General features: G+C 36.3%; 21 protein-coding genes. 3 read left to right on the top strand and 18 right to left on the bottom strand.

Features of this window, described 5'->3' with window-relative positions; translation table 11 throughout:
* Positions 1–54: 54 nt before the first annotated feature.
* The 7 genes from BMSHG_RS00350 to BMSHG_RS00380 form a co-directional block, all read right to left on the bottom strand.
* Positions 55–1,128 carry a DmpA family aminopeptidase gene (locus tag BMSHG_RS00350; RefSeq protein WP_019152442.1) on the bottom strand — a complete coding sequence of 358 codons (1,074 nt, stop codon included), beginning with the start codon at positions 1,126–1,128 and terminating at the stop codon, positions 55–57.
* 129 nt (positions 1,129–1,257) lie between these two features.
* On the bottom strand, positions 1,258–1,983 hold the full coding sequence (gene queE, locus BMSHG_RS00355; RefSeq protein ID WP_019152443.1) for a 7-carboxy-7-deazaguanine synthase QueE: 726 nt from the start codon (positions 1,981–1,983) through the stop codon (positions 1,258–1,260).
* The gene (gene queD, locus BMSHG_RS00360; RefSeq protein WP_019152444.1) at positions 1,976–2,455 is read right to left on the bottom strand and encodes a 6-carboxytetrahydropterin synthase QueD; all 480 of its coding nucleotides are present in this window, start codon (positions 2,453–2,455) and stop codon (positions 1,976–1,978) included. The genes queE and queD overlap by 8 nt, the downstream gene beginning before the upstream one ends.
* Positions 2,455–3,123, bottom strand: a complete 669-nt coding sequence (gene queC / locus BMSHG_RS00365; protein WP_019152445.1) for a 7-cyano-7-deazaguanine synthase QueC — start codon at positions 3,121–3,123, stop codon at positions 2,455–2,457. Before queC ends, queD begins: the two co-directional genes overlap by 1 nt.
* 362 nt (positions 3,124–3,485) lie before the next feature.
* Complete coding sequence (locus BMSHG_RS00370; protein WP_019152446.1) at positions 3,486–3,710, bottom strand: hypothetical protein; 225 nt, start codon at positions 3,708–3,710, stop codon at positions 3,486–3,488.
* A gap of 123 nt (positions 3,711–3,833) precedes the next feature.
* The gene (locus BMSHG_RS00375) at positions 3,834–4,886 is read right to left on the bottom strand and encodes a hypothetical protein (protein ID WP_019152447.1); all 1,053 of its coding nucleotides are present in this window, start codon (positions 4,884–4,886) and stop codon (positions 3,834–3,836) included.
* 5 nt (positions 4,887–4,891) lie between these two features.
* Complete coding sequence (locus BMSHG_RS00380; protein WP_019152448.1) at positions 4,892–6,244, bottom strand: DNA cytosine methyltransferase; 1,353 nt, start codon at positions 6,242–6,244, stop codon at positions 4,892–4,894.
* A 352-nt stretch (positions 6,245–6,596) separates the two neighbouring features.
* Between BMSHG_RS00380 and BMSHG_RS00385 the strand changes: the two genes are divergently transcribed.
* Positions 6,597–7,076, top strand: a complete 480-nt coding sequence (locus BMSHG_RS00385) for a hypothetical protein (protein ID WP_019152449.1) — start codon at positions 6,597–6,599, stop codon at positions 7,074–7,076.
* Positions 7,077–7,254: 178 nt separating this feature from the next.
* Here BMSHG_RS00385 and hemG read toward each other — a convergent pair whose 3' ends face one another.
* From hemG to BMSHG_RS00415, 5 genes are all read right to left on the bottom strand, one after another.
* Positions 7,255–8,637, bottom strand: a complete 1,383-nt coding sequence (gene hemG, locus BMSHG_RS00395; protein ID WP_019152451.1) for a protoporphyrinogen oxidase — start codon at positions 8,635–8,637, stop codon at positions 7,255–7,257.
* A gap of 78 nt (positions 8,638–8,715) precedes the next feature.
* A complete protein-coding gene (locus tag BMSHG_RS28075) occupies positions 8,716–8,898 on the bottom strand; it encodes a hypothetical protein (protein ID WP_148346778.1) in 183 nt (60 codons plus the stop codon).
* 423 nt (positions 8,899–9,321) lie between these two features.
* Positions 9,322–9,501, bottom strand: a complete 180-nt coding sequence (locus BMSHG_RS28935) for a sulfurtransferase TusA family protein (protein ID WP_262362252.1) — start codon at positions 9,499–9,501, stop codon at positions 9,322–9,324.
* Positions 9,502–9,570: 69 nt separating this feature from the next.
* Entirely contained in the window at positions 9,571–10,797 is a 1,227-nt protein-coding gene (gene yedE / locus BMSHG_RS00410; protein WP_019152453.1) for a selenium metabolism membrane protein YedE/FdhT, read from the bottom strand.
* Positions 10,798–10,827: 30 nt separating this feature from the next.
* Complete coding sequence (locus BMSHG_RS00415) at positions 10,828–11,166, bottom strand: hypothetical protein (RefSeq protein WP_019152454.1); 339 nt, start codon at positions 11,164–11,166, stop codon at positions 10,828–10,830.
* Between the two features lie 246 nt (positions 11,167–11,412).
* On the opposite strand from BMSHG_RS00415, the gene BMSHG_RS00420 reads away from it, so the two are divergent.
* Together BMSHG_RS00420 and BMSHG_RS00425 are read left to right on the top strand one after the other, a co-directional pair.
* Positions 11,413–11,616, top strand: coding sequence for a helix-turn-helix transcriptional regulator (locus BMSHG_RS00420; protein WP_019152455.1), 204 nt, complete (start codon positions 11,413–11,415; stop codon positions 11,614–11,616).
* Positions 11,613–12,296, top strand: coding sequence for a DUF3169 family protein (locus BMSHG_RS00425; RefSeq protein WP_019152456.1), 684 nt, complete (start codon positions 11,613–11,615; stop codon positions 12,294–12,296). The genes BMSHG_RS00420 and BMSHG_RS00425 overlap by 4 nt, the downstream gene beginning before the upstream one ends.
* 164 nt (positions 12,297–12,460) lie before the next feature.
* On the opposite strand, the gene BMSHG_RS00430 is transcribed toward BMSHG_RS00425, so the two are convergent.
* The 6 genes from BMSHG_RS00430 to BMSHG_RS00455 all read right to left on the bottom strand — a co-directional run bounded on the left by BMSHG_RS00430 (position 12,461) and on the right by BMSHG_RS00455 (position 19,456).
* The gene (locus BMSHG_RS00430) at positions 12,461–14,140 is read right to left on the bottom strand and encodes a hypothetical protein (RefSeq protein WP_019152457.1); all 1,680 of its coding nucleotides are present in this window, start codon (positions 14,138–14,140) and stop codon (positions 12,461–12,463) included.
* A 198-nt stretch (positions 14,141–14,338) separates the two neighbouring features.
* On the bottom strand, positions 14,339–15,280 hold the full coding sequence (locus BMSHG_RS00435; RefSeq protein WP_019152458.1) for a DMT family transporter: 942 nt from the start codon (positions 15,278–15,280) through the stop codon (positions 14,339–14,341).
* A gap of 219 nt (positions 15,281–15,499) precedes the next feature.
* Complete coding sequence (locus BMSHG_RS00440; protein WP_019152459.1) at positions 15,500–16,135, bottom strand: pentapeptide repeat-containing protein; 636 nt, start codon at positions 16,133–16,135, stop codon at positions 15,500–15,502.
* A gap of 32 nt (positions 16,136–16,167) precedes the next feature.
* Positions 16,168–17,040, bottom strand: a complete 873-nt coding sequence (locus BMSHG_RS00445; protein ID WP_019152460.1) for a proline iminopeptidase-family hydrolase — start codon at positions 17,038–17,040, stop codon at positions 16,168–16,170.
* Between the two features lie 99 nt (positions 17,041–17,139).
* Positions 17,140–17,847 carry a YwaF family protein gene (locus tag BMSHG_RS00450; protein WP_019152461.1) on the bottom strand — a complete coding sequence of 236 codons (708 nt, stop codon included), beginning with the start codon at positions 17,845–17,847 and terminating at the stop codon, positions 17,140–17,142.
* 181 nt (positions 17,848–18,028) lie between these two features.
* Positions 18,029–19,456, bottom strand: a complete 1,428-nt coding sequence (locus BMSHG_RS00455) for an MDR family MFS transporter (protein WP_019152462.1) — start codon at positions 19,454–19,456, stop codon at positions 18,029–18,031.
* Between the last annotated feature and the right edge of the window lie 525 nt (positions 19,457–19,981).

Here is a 19,981-nt window from a genome sequence, read left to right on the forward strand (position 1 = left end):
TTTGAAAAATAGCGATACTTATTTATGAATAGACTTATATAGCTAATTGTTATACTACTTTTTCAACAAATGAAAAGGAAGCTCTTTCACTGTTCTCCCTTTTCTACCCTTTTTAGTTTCTGCTTTAGTTAATGAATTTAAAATGGCTTCCTCAGTTGCTTCAGCTGCAGCCTTAAATAGAGAATTCATTACAGATTTATCTTCTCTTAAAAGGAACTGTTGCTCCTTATTTTGTTCTGAAAAATGAGGAATTGTTTGTGAAGTTGAAAAAGCAATCACAATGTCTCCACTACCATGACTCATATGACTTCCTGTTCTCCCCAAACCAATCCCACATCTTTTGGCGATTCTTTGTAGTTGCCGTTCGTTGACTGGAGCATCTGTCGCTAACACAATCATAATGGAACCATCTGTTTGTGAATCAGTACCAACATCGCTCATTTCGTTTCCGACAAAACGATTATACGTGTGTAATTCTTCTTGAGTGCCAAAGTTACTTAATACTAAACAACCGAGCGTGTACGTTTCTTCATTGTCATTTATTGTGACTAATCGGGAAGAACAACCAATTCCACCTTTATAACCGAGACACACCATTCCAGTCCCTGCTCCAACAGCTCCTTCTTCAACTTTACTTGTTGAAGCTTTTCTAATCGCCTCTTTTGCATGCTCTGGTTTTACCGGCATCATTCGAATCGAATTTAAATAGCTATCGTTACATTCTCCTACCACGATATTTACAGTACCGGTTGTTTCACCAATCTCGGGATTTTTCTCTAACACATACTCTAAAGTCCCTTGGGTAACAGCGGGAATTGCGAACGTATTGGTTAACATGATTGGAGATTCTAATCTTCCTAATTCGTTTAGCTGTACGAATCCGGTTGACTTGCCAAATCCATTAAAAACAAAGCTCGTTGCAATCACCTTTTTACTGAACAGATTTCCACCATGTGGAAGAATGGCTGTAACACCTGTACAAGCCCACTCATTCTCATCTTCAGTTAGAGGATAATGGAGGGTTACATGGCCAATATGTACTCCTTTGACATCTGTAATACAATTTTTGCTCCCAGGCGGTAATTGTCCAACTTTGATCCCCAATTCTCTTAATTTCTTCCTTGTCATCGTAACTCCTCCATCATCAAATAATGGCCCCTGATTTCTTAAGAAGAACAACAGTTCCCTTATTAAATCAAAGAAGTTGATACATTTGTAGTACCAATAGGTTTTCATAAGCTTTTCGTTACCTATAAGTTACACTCCACGCTTATTTCCCCATATCAAAGTATGGAGTTGCGGGAGTACTCTCACATTTTTCAATTCGTTATCTTCAATCGTTTTATTGATCAGCCATTCATACTGATTTAATAAATGTTGAACAAGTGTACTCTTATTAGTTGTTTGACTATCATTATTTCCAACTTGTAAGTAGAATGGTAGACTAGGATATCGAAGATGAATCTCTTTGGCATAAGAGAAATCGTCGTCATCAAAGATGACAACTTTTAAGCTAATATGGCCTGAATCGGTATTAATATATCTGCTGATAATCTTGTCTAACGCATCAAAGTCAGTGACCATACTAGAGCTTGGAGGCTTTGGTGAAATCGTTAGCTGATCAATCTGTAAGAACCATTCCTGCCATTTACTCCCTTGCGTTTCTAAACCAATTTCGATTTGATTTTCTTTCAATATATCGATTAAATACGTAAGGTTTTTCAATAGAGCAGGGTTTCCACCAGATAAAGTAACAAAGGAAAACCCTTCCCCGCCAATTCTTTTAAGCTCTTGCCAAATTTCCTCTGCGGTCATTTGTTTAATTAACCCTTTACCTGAACCATCCCAAGTAAAAGCAGAATCACACCAAGCGCAAGAGTAATCGCACCCAGCTGTGCGGACAAACATCGTTTTTTGCCCAATAACCATTCCTTCGCCTTGAATCGTTGGACCGAAGATTTCCATGACAGGAATTTTACTCATGTTCCATCCACTCCCGTCTTGCTTCTGCATAGCTTGTTGGAGTTTCAAACAAACGAATGAATTCTACTCTCGTATCAGGATGTGAATTTACGAGTGCATCTTGTAATTGTTCATAAATCCATACCACCATATTTTCTGCTGTTGTATTCATTTTTGGCAAAGTTTCGTTCAAATATCGGTGATCAAGATGAACTTCAATTCTCTCTTTCCAGATTTTTTTTAAGTCACCAAAATCGATGACAATGCCAATCTCATCGACAAAGCCACTCACACCTAGTACCACTTTATAAGTGTGGCCATGGAGATTTTTGCATTTCCCCTCATAGCAATGAAGATGATGGGCTGCATCAAATGTAAACTCCTTGCTGACAAGAACACGTTTTTGGTGATACTTCAATTCATTTTTTTGGATATCTTGTTCTATTTTTTGTAATTGTTCTACGATACGAAAACCAAACATAGATGTATCCATTATTCTGCCACACCCACTCGAGTTGAAAGATAACGGTCAAGTCCCTTCTTTCTTAGCTTACAAGATGGACATTCTCCACAACCATCACCAATGACACCGTTATAACAAGTTAAAGTTTTTTCACGGACAAATTCCAAGGCATTTAAGTCATCAGCCATTTTCCACGTATCAGCTTTATCTAACCACATTAATGGTGTATGAATCACAAACTGCTTATCCATGGAAAGATTAATGGTTACATTCAATGATTTAATAAAGGCATCGCGGCAATCAGGATACCCGCTAAAATCTGTTTCACAAACACCAGTAATGATGTGTTTTGCATTCACTTGACTAGCAAGGACAGCTGCAAAGGATAAAAAAATGAGGTTCCTTCCTGGAACAAAAGTAGATGGAAGCTCCCCTTCCTCGCCCTCTTTTATTTCAATATCATCTCTTGTTAACGCATTTGGCGCTAACTGATTTAATAAATTCATATCCAATAGATGATGCTTGACGTTTAATTCTTTCGCAATCGCCTTGGCACATTCAATTTCTTCGATATGCCGTTGATTATAATTAAACGTAACGACCTCCACTTCCTTAAATGTTTCTAGAGCCCAAAACAAACACGTTGTGCTATCCTGACCACCACTAAAAACAACAATCGCTTTTTCATCTTTCAACATTAAAAAAACTCCTTTTTTCAAAAGAAAAAGCAGTACCCCAAGATCGAAGTACTGCTTCATCTTAGTTTTTTTAGAGAGGGGTGCTAGAACCTCTTTTATTCCGTTACTATCATAGTAGCATATTTCTTGATGAAGGAGTAGTAAAACAAAAACCACCCTGTAATCAAGAGTGCCACACAGACTACAAATGCTCCAGTTTGACTTTAAGGTCAGCTATTACCATCTGTTCAAGCCCCAACCTCATTTTCTGAATACTTTTGTACTATTTGTGACATGTCAGATTCAAAATTGAATAGGCAGATATATTTTAACTGTATGGAAACATGAAAAGAGCCCTCTAAATAATAGAGTGGCCTAATGGTTTACAATATTTTTTTCTTCTCAAACTTATCCTCGCTCACCATCTGTTCTAACTCAAGTCTCATTTTCTCTGTCTCAATTAAAAAGTTTTCATGCTTTAATTTTTCTAATTCCAACTGGTCCTTCAGCATTTTATGTTTCATTTTCGTTTGTTTTTGAAAATGATCTGTTACAATCGCAACCAGCGGGATAGAGAAAATCATGATGACAGTTATCATTCCAGTCATAACGACCCTCCTAACGAAATATGGTTTTGATTACATTTTACACTAGATATCGTTTGGGAGGTATCATTATTCACAAAACATCTTCAAAAGTACAAACACCAAATAATTGAGAATAAACTCCTCTTATAATTCAAAGATATCATACAACATGTCCCTAGACTCTTCTGAATAACAAACTATTAGATCAATCCATTGCTTTAATCGATCAGCTTGAATAGGATTTTCACCTATTTCCCAAATATCTCTTAACCATTCTTCATCAGCATGAATAATCAATTCGATTACATCGTCTTTTACCAAAAATAATTGATGAAATATTTGCGGTTGAGATACCCATTTTTTTCTATTCGTATTAATATTTTGTTTTCCACCAGCAGAAAAAAGATCCCGCAGTGAGGTGTTAAGAGTTGATTTATGTGTAGCAAGCCATAAAGCTAATCTATTGTATTTCAATTGGCTACTTCCAAAAATCTCTGGAAACCATGCAAATGCTTCGATCTGGAGTCTCTTTTTTTCTTCTGCGTCAAGAGAGCTCCACAATTTAACAATCGGAGATACTGAACTTTCTTCTTTAAGGTCGCCTTCTGTTATCCACCAAAGCTTTTGTCCTTGTTTTAATTGAGTTTTGTAGTATTCTTGAACTCTATTTATCGAAGATTCACTGTTTCTAAATTGATCATATTCAACATCCATTTTTTCAAATATTGTATCTTCTGAGCTTAGACTCATATCAATTTTATACCGAGGAGAATGGGTAACAACGATATCAGATAGGCATTCTTCATAGGGTCTGGCTCTAAATTCAACTGGTTCTGATAACTTGCCAAAAAGCAAAAATATTCGTTCTACACTCTGTATTCTTGTAGATTCAACAATACTACTTCCAGTACTTGTCCAATTTTTCCCCTTCGAAGTTTTTACCTCAACACCATAATATTTTGATGCGATTATATCAGGAAAACGTTGATTAGATATTAATTCAATTGTATCTTCAAAAACGGTTTCTTTAGCAAATCTTACCATTAGTTCAAAAATATCTTCCTCTAACTTAGTTCCATTTCTACTTAAATAATAATCTGGTCGTCTGACAGCATCTTCATTCAAATATTTGCAAGTTTTATGCACAAGTTCGGTAAATGCTTCATATGAAGGCTTGTTGTTAGTTGAGATCAACATATAGTTTATTCCCCTTTAAAATAAAGGTCCCAGTTATCTTCCAATCTTTTTGCAATATGATATCCTAGTAATGGCGGTACAGCATTTCCAATAATTTTATAGGCACTAGATGCAGATAAACCATTAGTATTTTCATTCTTTTTCCAAACAAATTCATAATCATCTGGAAATGTTTGTATTCTAGCGCATTCTCTAACCGTTAAACGTCTCTGCTTCATCCCTTTTGAAAGTTCTTCTCCTATTTTTCCACCATTTTCTTCTGATAACCTTCTAAACTCAATATTACCATGGTGTTCTGAGCGAATGGTTGGTCCAAGCCCTGAAAGATTAACTTCTGTTTGGCCTTGACAGTGCTTTCCCATAAATTTAGCTTTAGAGTAACTTCTTTGTGCTAAATCATCACTTTCCTCTGGTTCTTTTAAATCGACAAACGCTTGTTTTACGGTAACAAACTTTCGCCGTTGATCTTCTTCGTTGATCGCAAAAATATTAGGTTGATCGTTTGGTAAGAAATGAGTTTTTTTAGGGTAGGGATCGTACATATCTGAAATAAAATCCTTCGATAATTCTTGTAAAGTACCGGTATTTAATGCATCTTTTCTAAAACCATAGAAAATGACTCTCTCCCTTGATTGTGGAACACCGTACTCTGCTGCATGAAGAACTTTAGCTGGAATTACGAGATATCCATTCCCGCCTATCATTCTAAAGTCATTTTCAATCACTTCTTTTACATCACCTAAATTAACTAACCCTTTTACATTTTCAGCCACAAATACTTTCGGTTTCGTAATGGAAATGACTTCTCTCATCCACATATATAGCTGTCCACGACTTTCAACACTCGGCTCAGACGCCTCATACAATAGCCCTGTATGCGATTTATTCGAATTAAAACCTTGCCTTTTACCTGCTATTGAAAAATCTTGACATGGGAATCCACCTGTAACCACATCAATATTCTCTGGAAAAGAGTTATTACCCTCATCATGATATTTTTTCACAAGATCAACAATACTCTCTAAGTGATAAGTTTTGCTAGAAATTCCTCTTTTTCCAAAAAATGATTGCCAAGCTAACTTTGCATCAGGTCGTATATCATTTGCGAATACAGTCTTAAATCTAGTTTGTTTAAGAATAGACCAATTTTCATCAATTTCTTTCGTGAACCAATGAGGATTGATATCTTTATTAAGTGAATCTTTAAGCACTTTAAATCCACCCTCAAAGCCAAGATCCATTCCACCGCATCCAGAAAATAAAGATAATAGATTTATATCTTTTTGGGTCTTAATTCTATTCTTTACAATGTTTTCTTCGGAATCTTGTAACTCTTTTTCCAATATACTTAAAGTCATTATCTAAACCCCCACAATTCATTAATATATTATAAAGGTTTTTTCTAAAATAATCTTTCATATTTTAATCTTTTCATTTATTACCTTAAAAATATCTTAATGAGAAATTTTATCGCTCTATACGTCATTCATTTAACACATTATAACAAAAACCAAAAATAAGAACAAACGTTTCCTGCTAATCGAAATACAAATAAATTACTGAAGTCCAGACTCAATAGCAGATAGCAATTTATGTTTTTAGTGACATATTAACTCTCTTTTAAAAATACCCAGCTCCTGCTATTTTTCAGTACATCAATTTGAACCATTTGCAACGAACGCCCATAACATAATGGTATGGGGTGATCATTTGAAACGTTGGTTAAAAATTGTGATTTTAGGTTACCTATCGTTTTTGTTCTTTGGAAGTTTTTTTGCTGTAGGGTTATTATGGGTGGGTGCACTTGAAGAGTTGTTTCCCATCCTTTCAAAGATTGAGGTATTCTTGTATTACTTTTTAGCTGGGGCAATTGGTGGCTCATTACGGCATCTCTATATGTTTTGTTCGCATTATCGGAAGGGTGAATTAACCAATTATCGCGATTGGGTGATGTATATATTTTATCCGATTTTTGCAACTGGTACGTCCGTCATCGCTGTTACCCTAGTGCAAAGCGGAATTTTTTTAATTGAATTTACAGAGCATATCGATGCTCCGTACGGTCAAGTAAGTGTCGCTTTTTTCGTGGGGTTTGGCTTTAACCGATTTCTCAATAAACTGAATGAAATTTCGCACGACCTTTTTGATGCAAAACAGGAAAATACCACAAAACAGAAAGAGGATTATTAAAGGAACCTTTCCCCCATGTATATTTCACAGCGTCGGTGAAAAGGCCTCCCTTTTTTAATCCTATCCAACCTTTCCTAGGTCCATCATAAACACATACTTGTGTTTTTTACTAAATTCTATTTCTTCTTTCTGGCTTTTGCACGCATCTCTCATTTGTAAAACTTCTATTCCCCATTTATTAAATTCTCTGTATGATCTTCGTGGCTGAATCTGCTCCGTTTTTAATACAGTCTGGGATTCCTACACCATAATAAGAACAACCAGCAAGAATGATTCCTGGGTAGTCAGCTGCCATTTTTCTTTCCAGAGCTTCGACACTTTGTGGATGGGTAATCAAATAATTCGGCATTTGGTTAGTCCAATTGGTAACTTCAGTGGCGACGGGCTCAGCTTTTATCCCTAGGCTCTTTTGAATATCAGTTAAAGCAATTTTAAGCAGTTCTTCATTATTCATATTCATTAATGAATCGAAGGAAGGATGACTACTTTTATAAAAAAGTCTAATAAGCAGATTTCCTGATTTTGTGGTATGCTTCCATTTCCGGCTTGTCCACGTACAAGCATTGCAGGATAATTCCTCAGTATTCGCAGTGATGAAGCCCGTACCATCTGCAGGAAGGATGCTGTCAGATACGTTAAAACCAAGGTACACACTAATAAGTGAACTACTTTTGAGGTTCGCAAATTCTCTCTTTAATTCCGGGGCATGAAACAATGATTGAGCGCCTGAATGTGGGATGCTTAGAATCATATTGTCCGCTATTATTGGTTCCTGATTGTTCACATACACCTGATAGTGACGGTTTTCTTTTTTGATTTTTTGAACCTCTGTATTCTTTAAAATCTCTACATCAGCAAGCTTTTCCTCGAACGCATCAATTAACGAATCTAGGCCATTTTGAAATGAAAGAAATTTCTTTTCGCCACTTATAAACTTCTGTTTATTTTTTTCAAGTCCTCGTATCATACTTCCATATTTATTTTTATAATCAAGTAAATAAGGTAGAGTTGAGGCAATCGTTAAGTCATTAAGTGTTCCCGAATAGACTCCGGAAAGAACAGGAGCAATTTGTTTCTCAACTAATTCTTGCCCAAGAAAGTATTCTAGAAATCGACCGACCGAATCGCTCTTCGTGAAGGTTTCGTTAGGTGTATACAAATCCTTCAATGCCGCCACTTTTCCCTCGGCAGATACGATCGTGCTGTTCACGAGTGATTCAATGCTTGCAGGAATACCGAAGACAGAATCCTCTGGAATGGGCTTTATTTCTCCATCCGTGTATATATAAGAAAGGCCCGTCGCATTGTAGACAACTTCTTTTTCCAAACCAAGTTCTTCTATCACAGGCATTATATCCAGTTTACGAGCCACAATCGAATCTGCCCCTGTTTCCATCAAAAACTCATTTTGCTTTACTGTTCGAATTTTCCCACCAAGCTGATTGGACGCCTCAATCAGTACTAACCTGACATCTGTTCCACTTGCTTTCTTCCATTTTTGCAATTCATACATAGCGGATAACCCTGTTATACCTCCGCCAATTACTACTACTGTCTTCACTTATTTCTTCTCTCCTATTCTCAGGTTCATCGCACCAATATTTTACCATAGTTTTTTTATATCCAATGGGCAGTACTCTTAAATTTTTAGTATAAGCAGAAATTCTAAAAGGATAAATAATGCCCAAAATGAGGGTAACCAATACAATTCTAGATTGGGGAATGCACCGTGTAATAAGCAGCTGACAAGAATTAAGACGATGATCGCAGATAATATCTCAGAATATAAATAAGCTAACCTTTTTTTGATCCATTTCTTCAACTTTTCACTCACCTTATAAAAAATCTGTTAAGTTATTCTGAACGTTTTTCAAATTTACGAACAAAGCTCCTACAAAATGCAGGAAGCTTCCGATTTGTCTCATTCGTTCCAACCATCTCTCCCCCTTAAGCGGAATTTTTCCTGTTATCTCCTCGATGGAGCCCCTTTTAGGAGAAATAACGGAAGATTTTCCGCTTATGGAGAGCAAAATCGTTTATTTTGGCATTTTTTGAGGGAGTAGCAGGAAATTTTCCTGTTATTTTGGCTCTTTTTCATGATGCTTGCTCATTAAGCGGAATTTCTCCTGTTATTTTTTCATGCCGATACGCCAACTGTTTATACGAATACGTTATCCACAAGTCGAGGGAATTTATAAATTCCTGACAATAAAAAAACAAGGTGGGCTCTTCGTCCCACCTTGTCCTACTTTACCACTTTTATATAAAAGTAAATATCTTGTCCATCCTTTTCCGGCTCTTCGACTAGTTCATATCCATGTTTAACAGCTTCTTCAGGAACACTGCGGAAGGATTGAGGACAATCCGCAATGACCTCCAGCACTTCTCCGATTCTCATGGTTTTCAGCGCATCCAGCGCATAAATGACTGGGTATGGTCAAGGCTCACCGCGAATATCTAAAGTATAGTCAATTTCTAACTCTTGAGACATGAATTACCCCTCCTTTACGACAATATGCTTTGTTTGTTCTTGTTTGATCCCTTTGCCATAACGGAAGCGTTTTTCCCACCAGTTAGAGAACAAGAACCAGAGTACTAGCATCGCTAATGTGCCAAAAAGGGCTCCAGTTGCTCCCCACTCATTGATTAAATTGACCCGTGGCCATCCAGCAGCCAGTGCGTTGAAGATGCCAAGGTGATCCCAGCCGTAAGATAGTATCGTAGCACCGACAATATTCCCCGCTCCGACAACGAAGAATAGCACTTGTCCTTCCATAGCACGATACATCATTCCAGTTTCACAACCACCAGCAAGAACAATTCCGAAACCAAATAAAAGTCCCCCAATCACCGTACTTGGTGCAGCCATTTTGATAATTTGGGCAGAACCTGTTTGGATAAAAATGAACGTAATCACAACACTCACCATCATTCCTACTGCAATCGCCTTTGACATTACGGCACGCCCGCTAATCCATAGATCACGGAAAGCGGATGTGAAACAAATTTGGCCACGTTCAATTAAAATACCAAATAATGCCCCAGCAAGTGCGCCCACCGCAAGAAGAACCTTTCCAGTAGCTAGGAAATAAATAATAATTGCTCCATACAAGATAGCTACGCTCCACCCTAAGATGGGCTGGATATTGGATTGTTTAACGTGATTCTTTCTAATCACTTTTTTTCCCTTATTGCTTTGTAAGTTCGGCTTTCCCAGCCACCATTTCGTATTAACGACTTTTACACCAAAGTATGTTCCAATCGCTGTCATGACCATAAAAATCCAAGCATGGAAGGAAAACTGAGGAACTCCTGTGAAGAAGGCAGCTAAATTACATCCCATTGCCAGCCTTGCGCCAAAGCCTGCGATAATCCCACCAATAAAGCCTTGTACAAGACGACGTTTTTGCTTAGGCATACGGATTTTAAAACTACCACTTAACAAAATCATCATCAATGCTCCAACAAGCATTCCGATCACTATCCAACCATCTGTACGGTTAATAGGCGAGCCATTTAGTCCGATTAACTCAAAATAGGCCCATTCAGATACATCAACTCCGAACAACTGCAGAACATGTCCTCCTAATCTAGTAAACTCTCCTGTGACTGCCCATACAGTTCCGGTTATACCAAAATACAGTGCACTTAGTAATCCTGCAATTCCAATCGCAAAATAGGGATTCCAGTATTGTTTGAATATCTTGTTGTATAGATTCATTTTCATGTTTCTCCTTTTAAAAAGACTTAATTATGATAAAGTCAGGACTTCATATTTTGAAGCTAATTCAATAAAATGGGCCATGCTACTGATATTTCCAGCAACAAGCTTCTCCCCTAGCTCATAGTAATCTACACACGTTTTACATGCTAAAATATCGACGCCCTTCTTCTCTATTTCAACTAACTGAAGGGATACGAACGAACTTTCGGTTAGTGTAAAAACACCTCTGTTCATACAGAAAATAGCTTTTGGTAGTTTTTCTTTTTGCTTAAGAATGGCAAAGAACGTTTCTAGTATATTCTCTCCTAGCGCAGGTTCTCCCATCCCGAGCTGATCTGATGATAATAAGATTACTTTGTTTTCCATGTTATCCCTCTCCTTGGATGATTTCTATGCCGATGATAAAAATTCTATTCCTTTATACGTTGATCCTCACATTCTCAAATTCTAACATTCATAAATCCGATTGTTTCATTCAAAATTCAAATAGAATCGATAGATATGTATCTGTTTTATCAATAGATAATAAATTGACTAATTAAATATTCAGTTTGACAAATATACTTGTCAAATTGAAAAAGATACCTTACAATAGCCATATGAGGTGAGGAAATGAAAACAAGGTTGAAGGAGCTTCGTGCACGAGATGGACTTAATCAAACAGAACTTGCCAAACTTGCCAAAATATCACGGCAAACAGTTAGTCTTATCGAACGTGAGGAATTTGTTCCATCATTATTAATCGCAGTTCGAATAGCAAAGATTTTCGATGAATCAATAGAGAATATTTTCTTTTTCGAGGAGGATGAATTGTGAAAAAAACAATTGGACAGATGTTAGCAGGTGCCGCAGTCGGATTTATTTTGATGTATATATTGCTTGATTTTCAGCTGGATGTAAACATTCCATTTATGTCCACTGAATTAATGATTATTTTCATGGTGATTACCATTTTATTAATTCTTTTTAGTTTGAGTGGTTATGTCAGAATGAAGAGAATGAATAAGAAGGAGTTGTCTGGGGAGGAAGAAGACAACCGTGAAGAACAACAATATCGAACATATTGTGATATCTCTTTTGCTATCAACACCGCTCTGTATTTCTCTATCTTGACGTTAGCCATTGTAGCAGTGACAGAACAACATAATGCATTTATTTTCATAACCCTTGCTCTTTCTTTATTGTGCATGATACTAAATTTTGTCTACTTAGAAATGGTAAATAAAATTTCACCTGAACGAAATCTCCCTTCTGTAAACGATAAACAGTACGCAAAGAAGTTATTGGAAATGAGTGATGAAGGCGAACGACATGTTATGCTTCAAGGTTTATATGGGGCATTCACAAGTATGAACGCTCTATTATTATTCGCGCTGTTTTTAATGATTGCCTACTCTGTAATCACAGGCGTCTCACAATTATTTGGGATTTTTATTATCGTGTTCATTTTAGTCGTTTCAAATTTACAGTACGTGCTAAAGATTCGTAACAAATAGAAATCATTAAACGGCTGATCATTTCCTAAACAGGGATAAATTTGGAGAGTCAAATAACATATTGACTCTCCTTCTTTTATACCTCCCTACACATTTATTGCAAATTTGCTATAAAATACGAAGGCTGCTATCCCAATTGAGATAACAGCCTTTCTTCCAAAAATTTATTCCAATCCTTCAATCACAACTTCTTTCGCTGGCATAAACACTTCTCCAGTATCCAAGTAGCGGACATTCACTTTATCGCCTTCCTGCAAGTAGATAACAAATGGACTATTTTCAGATGAAATAACATAACTTTTCTTGTTATCTAACAAGAAAGTGATAGTCGTAAAATCGCCAACCTTTTCCTTGTAGACTCGGACGACCGTACCGCTTACTTGCTTTTCCTCAGCTTTCGAAGTTCCATCCACACTTCCACCGCCTCGTTGCAATGCTGTTTTATACAGCTTTAATGCTTCATTTGGTGTATTCGCATATACCGAAATTTCAGGGTTTGCAGCGGACACAATAAAATAATTTTGTAAGAACCCGTTTGAATCAAGTACTGGGGTCAACCAACTGGCCTCTCCATAAAAATTATATAGGACCGGCATTTCGCCATTCCATTTCTTTTCAATAAATCGCTTATCAATAATTTGTAGAGCACCTTGTGAATCCATATAGGATTGTTCAAGATCACCGGTATAATAAGTAGCTTCACCTGTTCTAGAATTCGTAAGGGAGTAGCCAAGCATTGAGTCTACACCTTCTTTAGGACTTGTAAAATCAGTGAAGTAATACATTTCCCCATTTTCATCAAAAATCGGGCTCACATTTGCCTCTGTCCCTTCATCAGAAGGAAGTTTGACATCTCTTTTGCCAAATTTACTATTCCAAAAACCATGAATATAATTACCATAGTAACTATTTTGTAAGCTGACGACTTCTGGTGAAACGGCCCCATCAATAAAAGCTGGAATTTCTGATAATGAATAGTTGCTAGCTTGCCCTGTTTTCGGATCTACCATAACAATTCCCTGCACATCAAAACCATTGCGTCCAGAGATGAATTGACCATAAGAACGAATATAAAATGGCTTTCCTTCTTCATCAATTTCTAATTGTACATCCCCATAGAAAATGTAATTTGGATACTTCATCCGAATATGGCGTTCTAAATTCTTATGAAAATACGAGGATGGTGTGTATTCCATTTCTGCTTTCATAAATTTTGGATTATCACTTGAGTCAGTCGCACTAATCGTGAAATAACCTGGTGTCGTATCTCCATTCATCCATTTGAAGAAACCAGAAAATTCAACAGGTGCAATATAAACATAATTTCCATCAACTTTTTGAATTTGTAAGTTCCCAAGTTCATAATAGCTCGTGTTTGGTACTTGGCCAAAAGCTTTCTTCATTTTATTACGCGCAAATTTTGGTGGGACACTTGCTGGTGTTTCTGTCTCATCAAATGTTTCTATTTCAGTTTTTTCGTTCATCTTTGCAATCTCATATTTGTCGTCAGCATTAAACAAGAATGCGGATAAGAACACTGCACCAACAACTAAACTTCCAAGGAATAATACTCCTTTAATCATTCTTTCCTTACCTGAAGCAAGAAGCGTCCCCAAAAGGGTAACAGGAATCGCTAATCCCCATAAAGACGTAAAGTTTCGGTCTAGATTTGTCAGATAATAGAAGGCAAAAATAGCCATGATAATAAAAATTATTGCGATAATAAGCAGTTTCGTTTTTGATTTCTTTTCTTCTTTTTTATTCGTTTTTTTACTCGTAAAGGGAATTAGCACTAGTGCAGAAGCTAATCCAGCGATTAGTGAAAACAGATAGATATTACTCATAAGATATTCCTCCTGTAATGAACCTATATAAGCTAGTACGGATGATAGATGGATAAGTTTCAAATGAGCAAATTCGTCAGATGATAGCCTAGCTTTAAAAATGGATTAATATGTATTTTTTAAATACTTCTTTATTACTATAACCTCAAACCAACATAAAAAAAGAATATAAATAGATCTACTCTACATTCCGATTCATTAGACCATTTTTATTAAAAATACTCCAACAAGCATAATCATTAAACCTAATATTTGGATGAAAGCAATGGAATTCTTAATCGATTTAAATAATCCAAATTGCTGCACTATAAGACTTCCAGCAATCTGACCGAAAAGAGCAAGAACTACGGTTTGTCCTGTGCCAATTTGACCAACAAGATAAACATTAATTAATACATATAGTCCACCGATTAATCCTCCAATCCAAACCCACCAAGGTGCAGATTGTTTAATAGGTTCCTTCATATTCGTAAATTTGCGTTCTTTAATAACCACTACAATTAATAATGTTAAAGAACCAATAAAGAATGAAATAAAAGATGATTGAAAAGGTGATTCAAGAACCACACCTAATTGTCCATTGATTGCTGCTTGGATGGCTACTAACATTCCTGCTCCAATTCCAGCAACACGCCATATCCACTGATTTAAATGATTATGTTTGAGCGAAGCTGATTCACGACGATTAAGAATGACTTCCTGTAAAACCACAGCTAAAATAACTCCTAATAAAACAAAGAAAACACCGAAAATTCTACTCCATTCAAATGGCTGTTTTATCGAGTGAAACCAACCGAAATGATCAATTAACATCCCCATGACAATCATCCCTAAAATAGGCATTACCGTTGTTTGAACACTTCCTAATTTCGGGAAAAGCAGTATATTGGTCGTTAGAAAAATAACACCACAAATTCCTCCAAACCAAATCCAAACAGGCTGACTTGTGAACATGCTTAAAGGAATTCCCAATCGTGAACCACTCATGAATGTCGCAATAGCCAAGAAAACTGTCCCGACTAAAAACGATATAAATGAAGCTAAAAATGGAGAAACTACAAATTTTCTTAATTGCGAATTAATGGCAGTTTGTGTCGCCAAACCAAATCCAATACCAATACCTAAAAAACCAGTTAACATCTTTCCACTTCCCTTTTGCCTAAAATACAATGATTCAATGACTTGATTAAGAGCCTCTGACAGAAATTTCTCAGTCACTAGACTCTATTAAATACCTGATTGTCCCCAATCAATCCACCAAAATACACCACTTCGGTCCACCAACTCCAAAACGTAACGTAAACATTTACGACAATCTATGTGAAAACAATCATTAGAAAAGACTGACTCAAATTTTTGTCAGTCTTTAATAATTAACCCCAATAGAGTTGCAAATTGTATTGCCTGGAAACTTGAGACCTTACATCCTCTTAAGTCCTTTATATCAATCGTTAGTTCATCGAATGTTGATGTACTGATATCAATCCCTTTTAAAGAGGTTTCACTGTAATTCGCTCCATCAAGCTGGCATTCTTGAAATTGAATTTTTTTAAATTTGCAGTTGTAGAAATCTGTTCCCTTTAGGCTACTATTAAGATAAAGTACCTTTTCAAATTTTGAATCTCCAAATAATGCAAAATTTAAAACAGAATCAATGATCTTCACATTTCCAAAACGAGAATCAGTAAAGTCTACTCCAACTAGCTTACAATTTCTAAAAATCACTCGATGAATAGAAGATTTATTCAATTTCGCATTCGATAAATCACAATTCTCAAAGATCACATCAGTCATATCAATTTGACTAAAATCTGTATTCATAAAACTACCATTCTTAAACACCACATCATATAAACGAATCCGATCCGTCTTTTCGTACTCAAAAGTCGCATCCACTACTTCACAGGTTTCTAATTCTAGTTCTTCACTGTTAAATATGTCATAGAAATTCCTTGACGGTAAATCTGGTGTGATTTTGGGCGCATCAATTTTCATATATTGTATCCTCTTTCCCCACGTTAATCTATTTACTCTTCAACATTGTGTAGAAATTCATTCACCACGTGTACATATTCTTCCATTTCCTCTAGATATGGCATATGAGCACTTTTTTCAAAGACATGAAATTTGGCGTTTGGTGTAAGGCTTTTAAAATACGCAGTAGATTCAGGCGTAGCTTCATCAAAACGTCCACATGTATAGAGCGCTGGTATGTCAATATTCTTAAGTTCAGACGTACAATCAAAGTTTCTTAAATTTCCAGTAACATGAAATTCTGATGGTCCCCACATAATCTTATATACTTCAGGATTTTTAAACTTAGCTCCTTCTTTTAAGAAGACTGGCATGGGGTCAAGACGGCATACAAATCGTTTATTAAATTCTTTCGTAGCACTACTATATTCCTCTGAATCTGTTGTGCCATTTTTTTCACAAACCATTAATGTCTCCTGTACATCTTTGGGCAGAAGCTTTCGATTACGTTCCTGATCTTCTGCCCAAAGTGGAGCACTTAAACATGGACTGGAAAAGATGACACTTTCGACTCCTTTAGGTTTAGTTAGTAGATAGGCAGCAGCTAATGTCGTCCCCCATGAATGCCCTAAAATATGTAGTTTATCGAGATGTAGAGCCTTCCTTATTTGACTTAATTCTTCTACAAAGCGATCAAGATTCCATAGTTCGGGGTTTTTCGGACGATCGGATTTCCCGCAGCCAAGCTGGTCATAAAAAATAACCGGACGCTCTTCCCCTAATATTCTTAAACCTTGTAAGGAATAGTGGGAAGAGCCCGGTCCGCCATGAAGAATAATAACAGGGATATTTTCTACATGACTATTATGAACTTGGTACCAGACTTTCCCACCAGTAACATCTATAAATCCTTCTTCTAAAGACATAATTTCTCTCCTTTACATTAGAGCACTCTTGATTATTCCTATAAGCACTATAGGGTTATTGTTCCATTATAGCAAATAATTACGGTCGTTATAATGTAGTTACAAATTATAGCCTTCCTTTTTGATCAACATCCCCATAGGCAAATAAGTAATGTAAAAGACCAGTAAGCCGATGATTTCAAGATTGATATAATACCAAATTCCGCTTCCGAAGAAGGATAAAATGGTTTCCGATTCAGTGGGACTAGCTAAGTAGAAGAAATTAGTGTCTAGAAGCTGATTTAAGAAAAAGATGGGGAAAGCAATAATGTTCAACATCAAGAAGCTTTTTACAATTGCCATTTTCGGTACTCTGTAGTTCTCGTATAAGATGAAATATAGAACAGCTAGTGGGATAGCGGAATGATGAAGGAAATATTTTAAAAAACGAAAATGAGGAAATTGGTATTCAAGCTCTGGTGTTACCATACTTAAAATGGCAGGAAGGAGACCAATGAAGTACAGAAGATTAAAAACTCTTTCATCTTTCTTTATGAATAAGTACAACGCTAAAAACGTACTTAGTGAACACATCTGTAGTGGCAAATCCTTGACGTCCCATTGATTAGTTAGAATTAACCAAGTGTGAAAAGATAGCTCACATAATAGTAAAATACTAAACAAAGTCCATTTAATAGATAAGTGAAATGGCTTAAGCTTGATTCTGTACATTATTAATCCTAAACAAAGAAAGAGGAATAGTAAAAATGTAATGATATGAGGAAATGAAAACATAGAAAATTCTTGCATTTGGGAAACAGAAAACATGACATCACCTCTTGATTAAAGTCAGCTACTGCTTCTTACAGTTTATTCATGAAATGTCATTTTGACTATCACTATACACATTATTGTACCTGATATAGCTACCATTACGTAAAAAGAACCAGTTCCATCATTGTGAAGCTGTACAATGCTTGGAAACTGGTCCTTTTAAGAAAGTCATTTTTTATTCTCTTACTAATTCTTTATCTCTTTCTTCCAGCTCTTCCTGGGAAACTTTCTTGTCTTTTATGAAAAACGAAATAATCAGTCCTAAAAATGATAAGACTGCCACTACGATAAAAGCTACATTCGCTCCATAGATATCAGGATTAACGATTTCTCTTCTTGCTGCTGACACTTCAGAAGTCGTCATAACCGTGACAAGAATGGCCGTTCCAACTGAAGCAGCAATTTGTCTCATTGTATTATCCATTGCTGTTCCATGTGGAATTAATCGTTTCGGTAGTTGATTTAAGCCTGCCGTCGCAATTGGCATCATCACCATCGATAATCCTAACATGCGGAAACCATACATTGTAGTCAAGTACACTAACGAAGTTGAAGTATCTAATCGGACAAATGCCAAGGATGCAAGCGTCATGATCGTTAAGCCCACCATCACTAATTTCTTTGGTCCAAATTTATCAAAAATTCTACCAGCTATTGGGGACATTATTCCGGTAATGACAGCACCTGGTAATAAGGTAAGCCCCGCTTCAAACGCTGTAAATTCACGCATGTTTTGCATATAAAGAGGGATTAGCGTTTCAACCCCAATTAACCCCATGAATGCGATCATTCCAATCGCCACTGCAAATGGGAAAATCGAATAAGTAAAAACTCGGAACTCCAACATTGGATATTTTAGCTTTAATTGTCTGAATATGAACGCAACAAGTGACACTACTCCAACCGTAAGTGTCAAAATCGTCAGCATAGAGGACCAGCCATTATTACCTGCCGACGTAAATCCGTAAAGAAGTCCGCCAAACCCGAAGGAAGACAAAATAATCGATGGAATATCGAGCTTTGGTTTCCGTAGTTCTGTCACATTTTTTAATGCAAAAAAGGCGATAATGATATCGATAATAGCAATAGGTAAAATGATATAGAATAACACTCTCCACGAATAATGTTCTGTCACATACCCTGATAACGCCGGACCAATGGCAGGTGCAAAAGAAATAACGAGACCAATTAGTCCCATTGCCGCCCCACGCTTATTAACAGGGAAAATCATTAAAAATACAGTTTGCATTAACGGTAACATTACTCCTGCACCAGCAGATTGTATCACTCGACCAATCAGGAGCATTGGAAAATTCGGAGCAATTGCTGCCACTAATGTTCCAGCTGCAAAAATACTCATCGCTGTGATAAATAGTTGTCTAGTCGAAAACCGTTCTAATAAAAAAGCACTGATAGGAATCATAATCCCGTTTACTAACATAAATACCGTCGTCAACCATTGAGCAGTATTTGCGGTTATGCCCATCTCTACCATAATCGGCGGGATTGCTGTAATCATTAACGTTTGATTTAAAATCGCAATAAATGATCCAGCGAGTAAAAGGATGACAATCGTTTTCCTGTTGAATTCTACATTCTGCATAACATTCCTTCTTTCCTGCGTGTTCTCACTTTATAAAGAATACATGATTTGGTTTCAATAATCTATTCACACGTTTTAATATGTAAATGTTATGTACTCGTTTTAATAAATCGCTGTTTTCGTAAATGAGGTTTAAAGAACACACATTGTTTTTGTGCGGAAATTTTCGCTTCCTTGCTCCTCATTTAACGAGGAATACTAGGGCTTTATTCTCCTATCTATGACTTAACAGCAACGTTTGCGAAAAGACCCTAATAAATAATAAAATTCTCTTCTTTTTAAAATGGTCTTTTCGCTTCAACTTTCATTTAAATTCGACATTTCGATCAGTACAATAGTCACGAAAAGCATTTGATTCTATACACACCAATTAGAAAAGAATATATCCTACTAAAAGTTCTTGAGATATTAGTAAGTGTAAAGATTATATAAGACAAAAAGCAGTAGGAACGATTCCTACTGCTCATTTATAACTTTTATTCATTATGCTGATATGGATTGAGGTGCTTCGTTCTTTCCTTTTCC

It is taken from the genome of Robertmurraya massiliosenegalensis JC6 (assembly GCF_000311725.1).
Taxonomy (GTDB): domain Bacteria; phylum Bacillota; class Bacilli; order Bacillales; family Cytobacillaceae; genus Robertmurraya; species Robertmurraya massiliosenegalensis.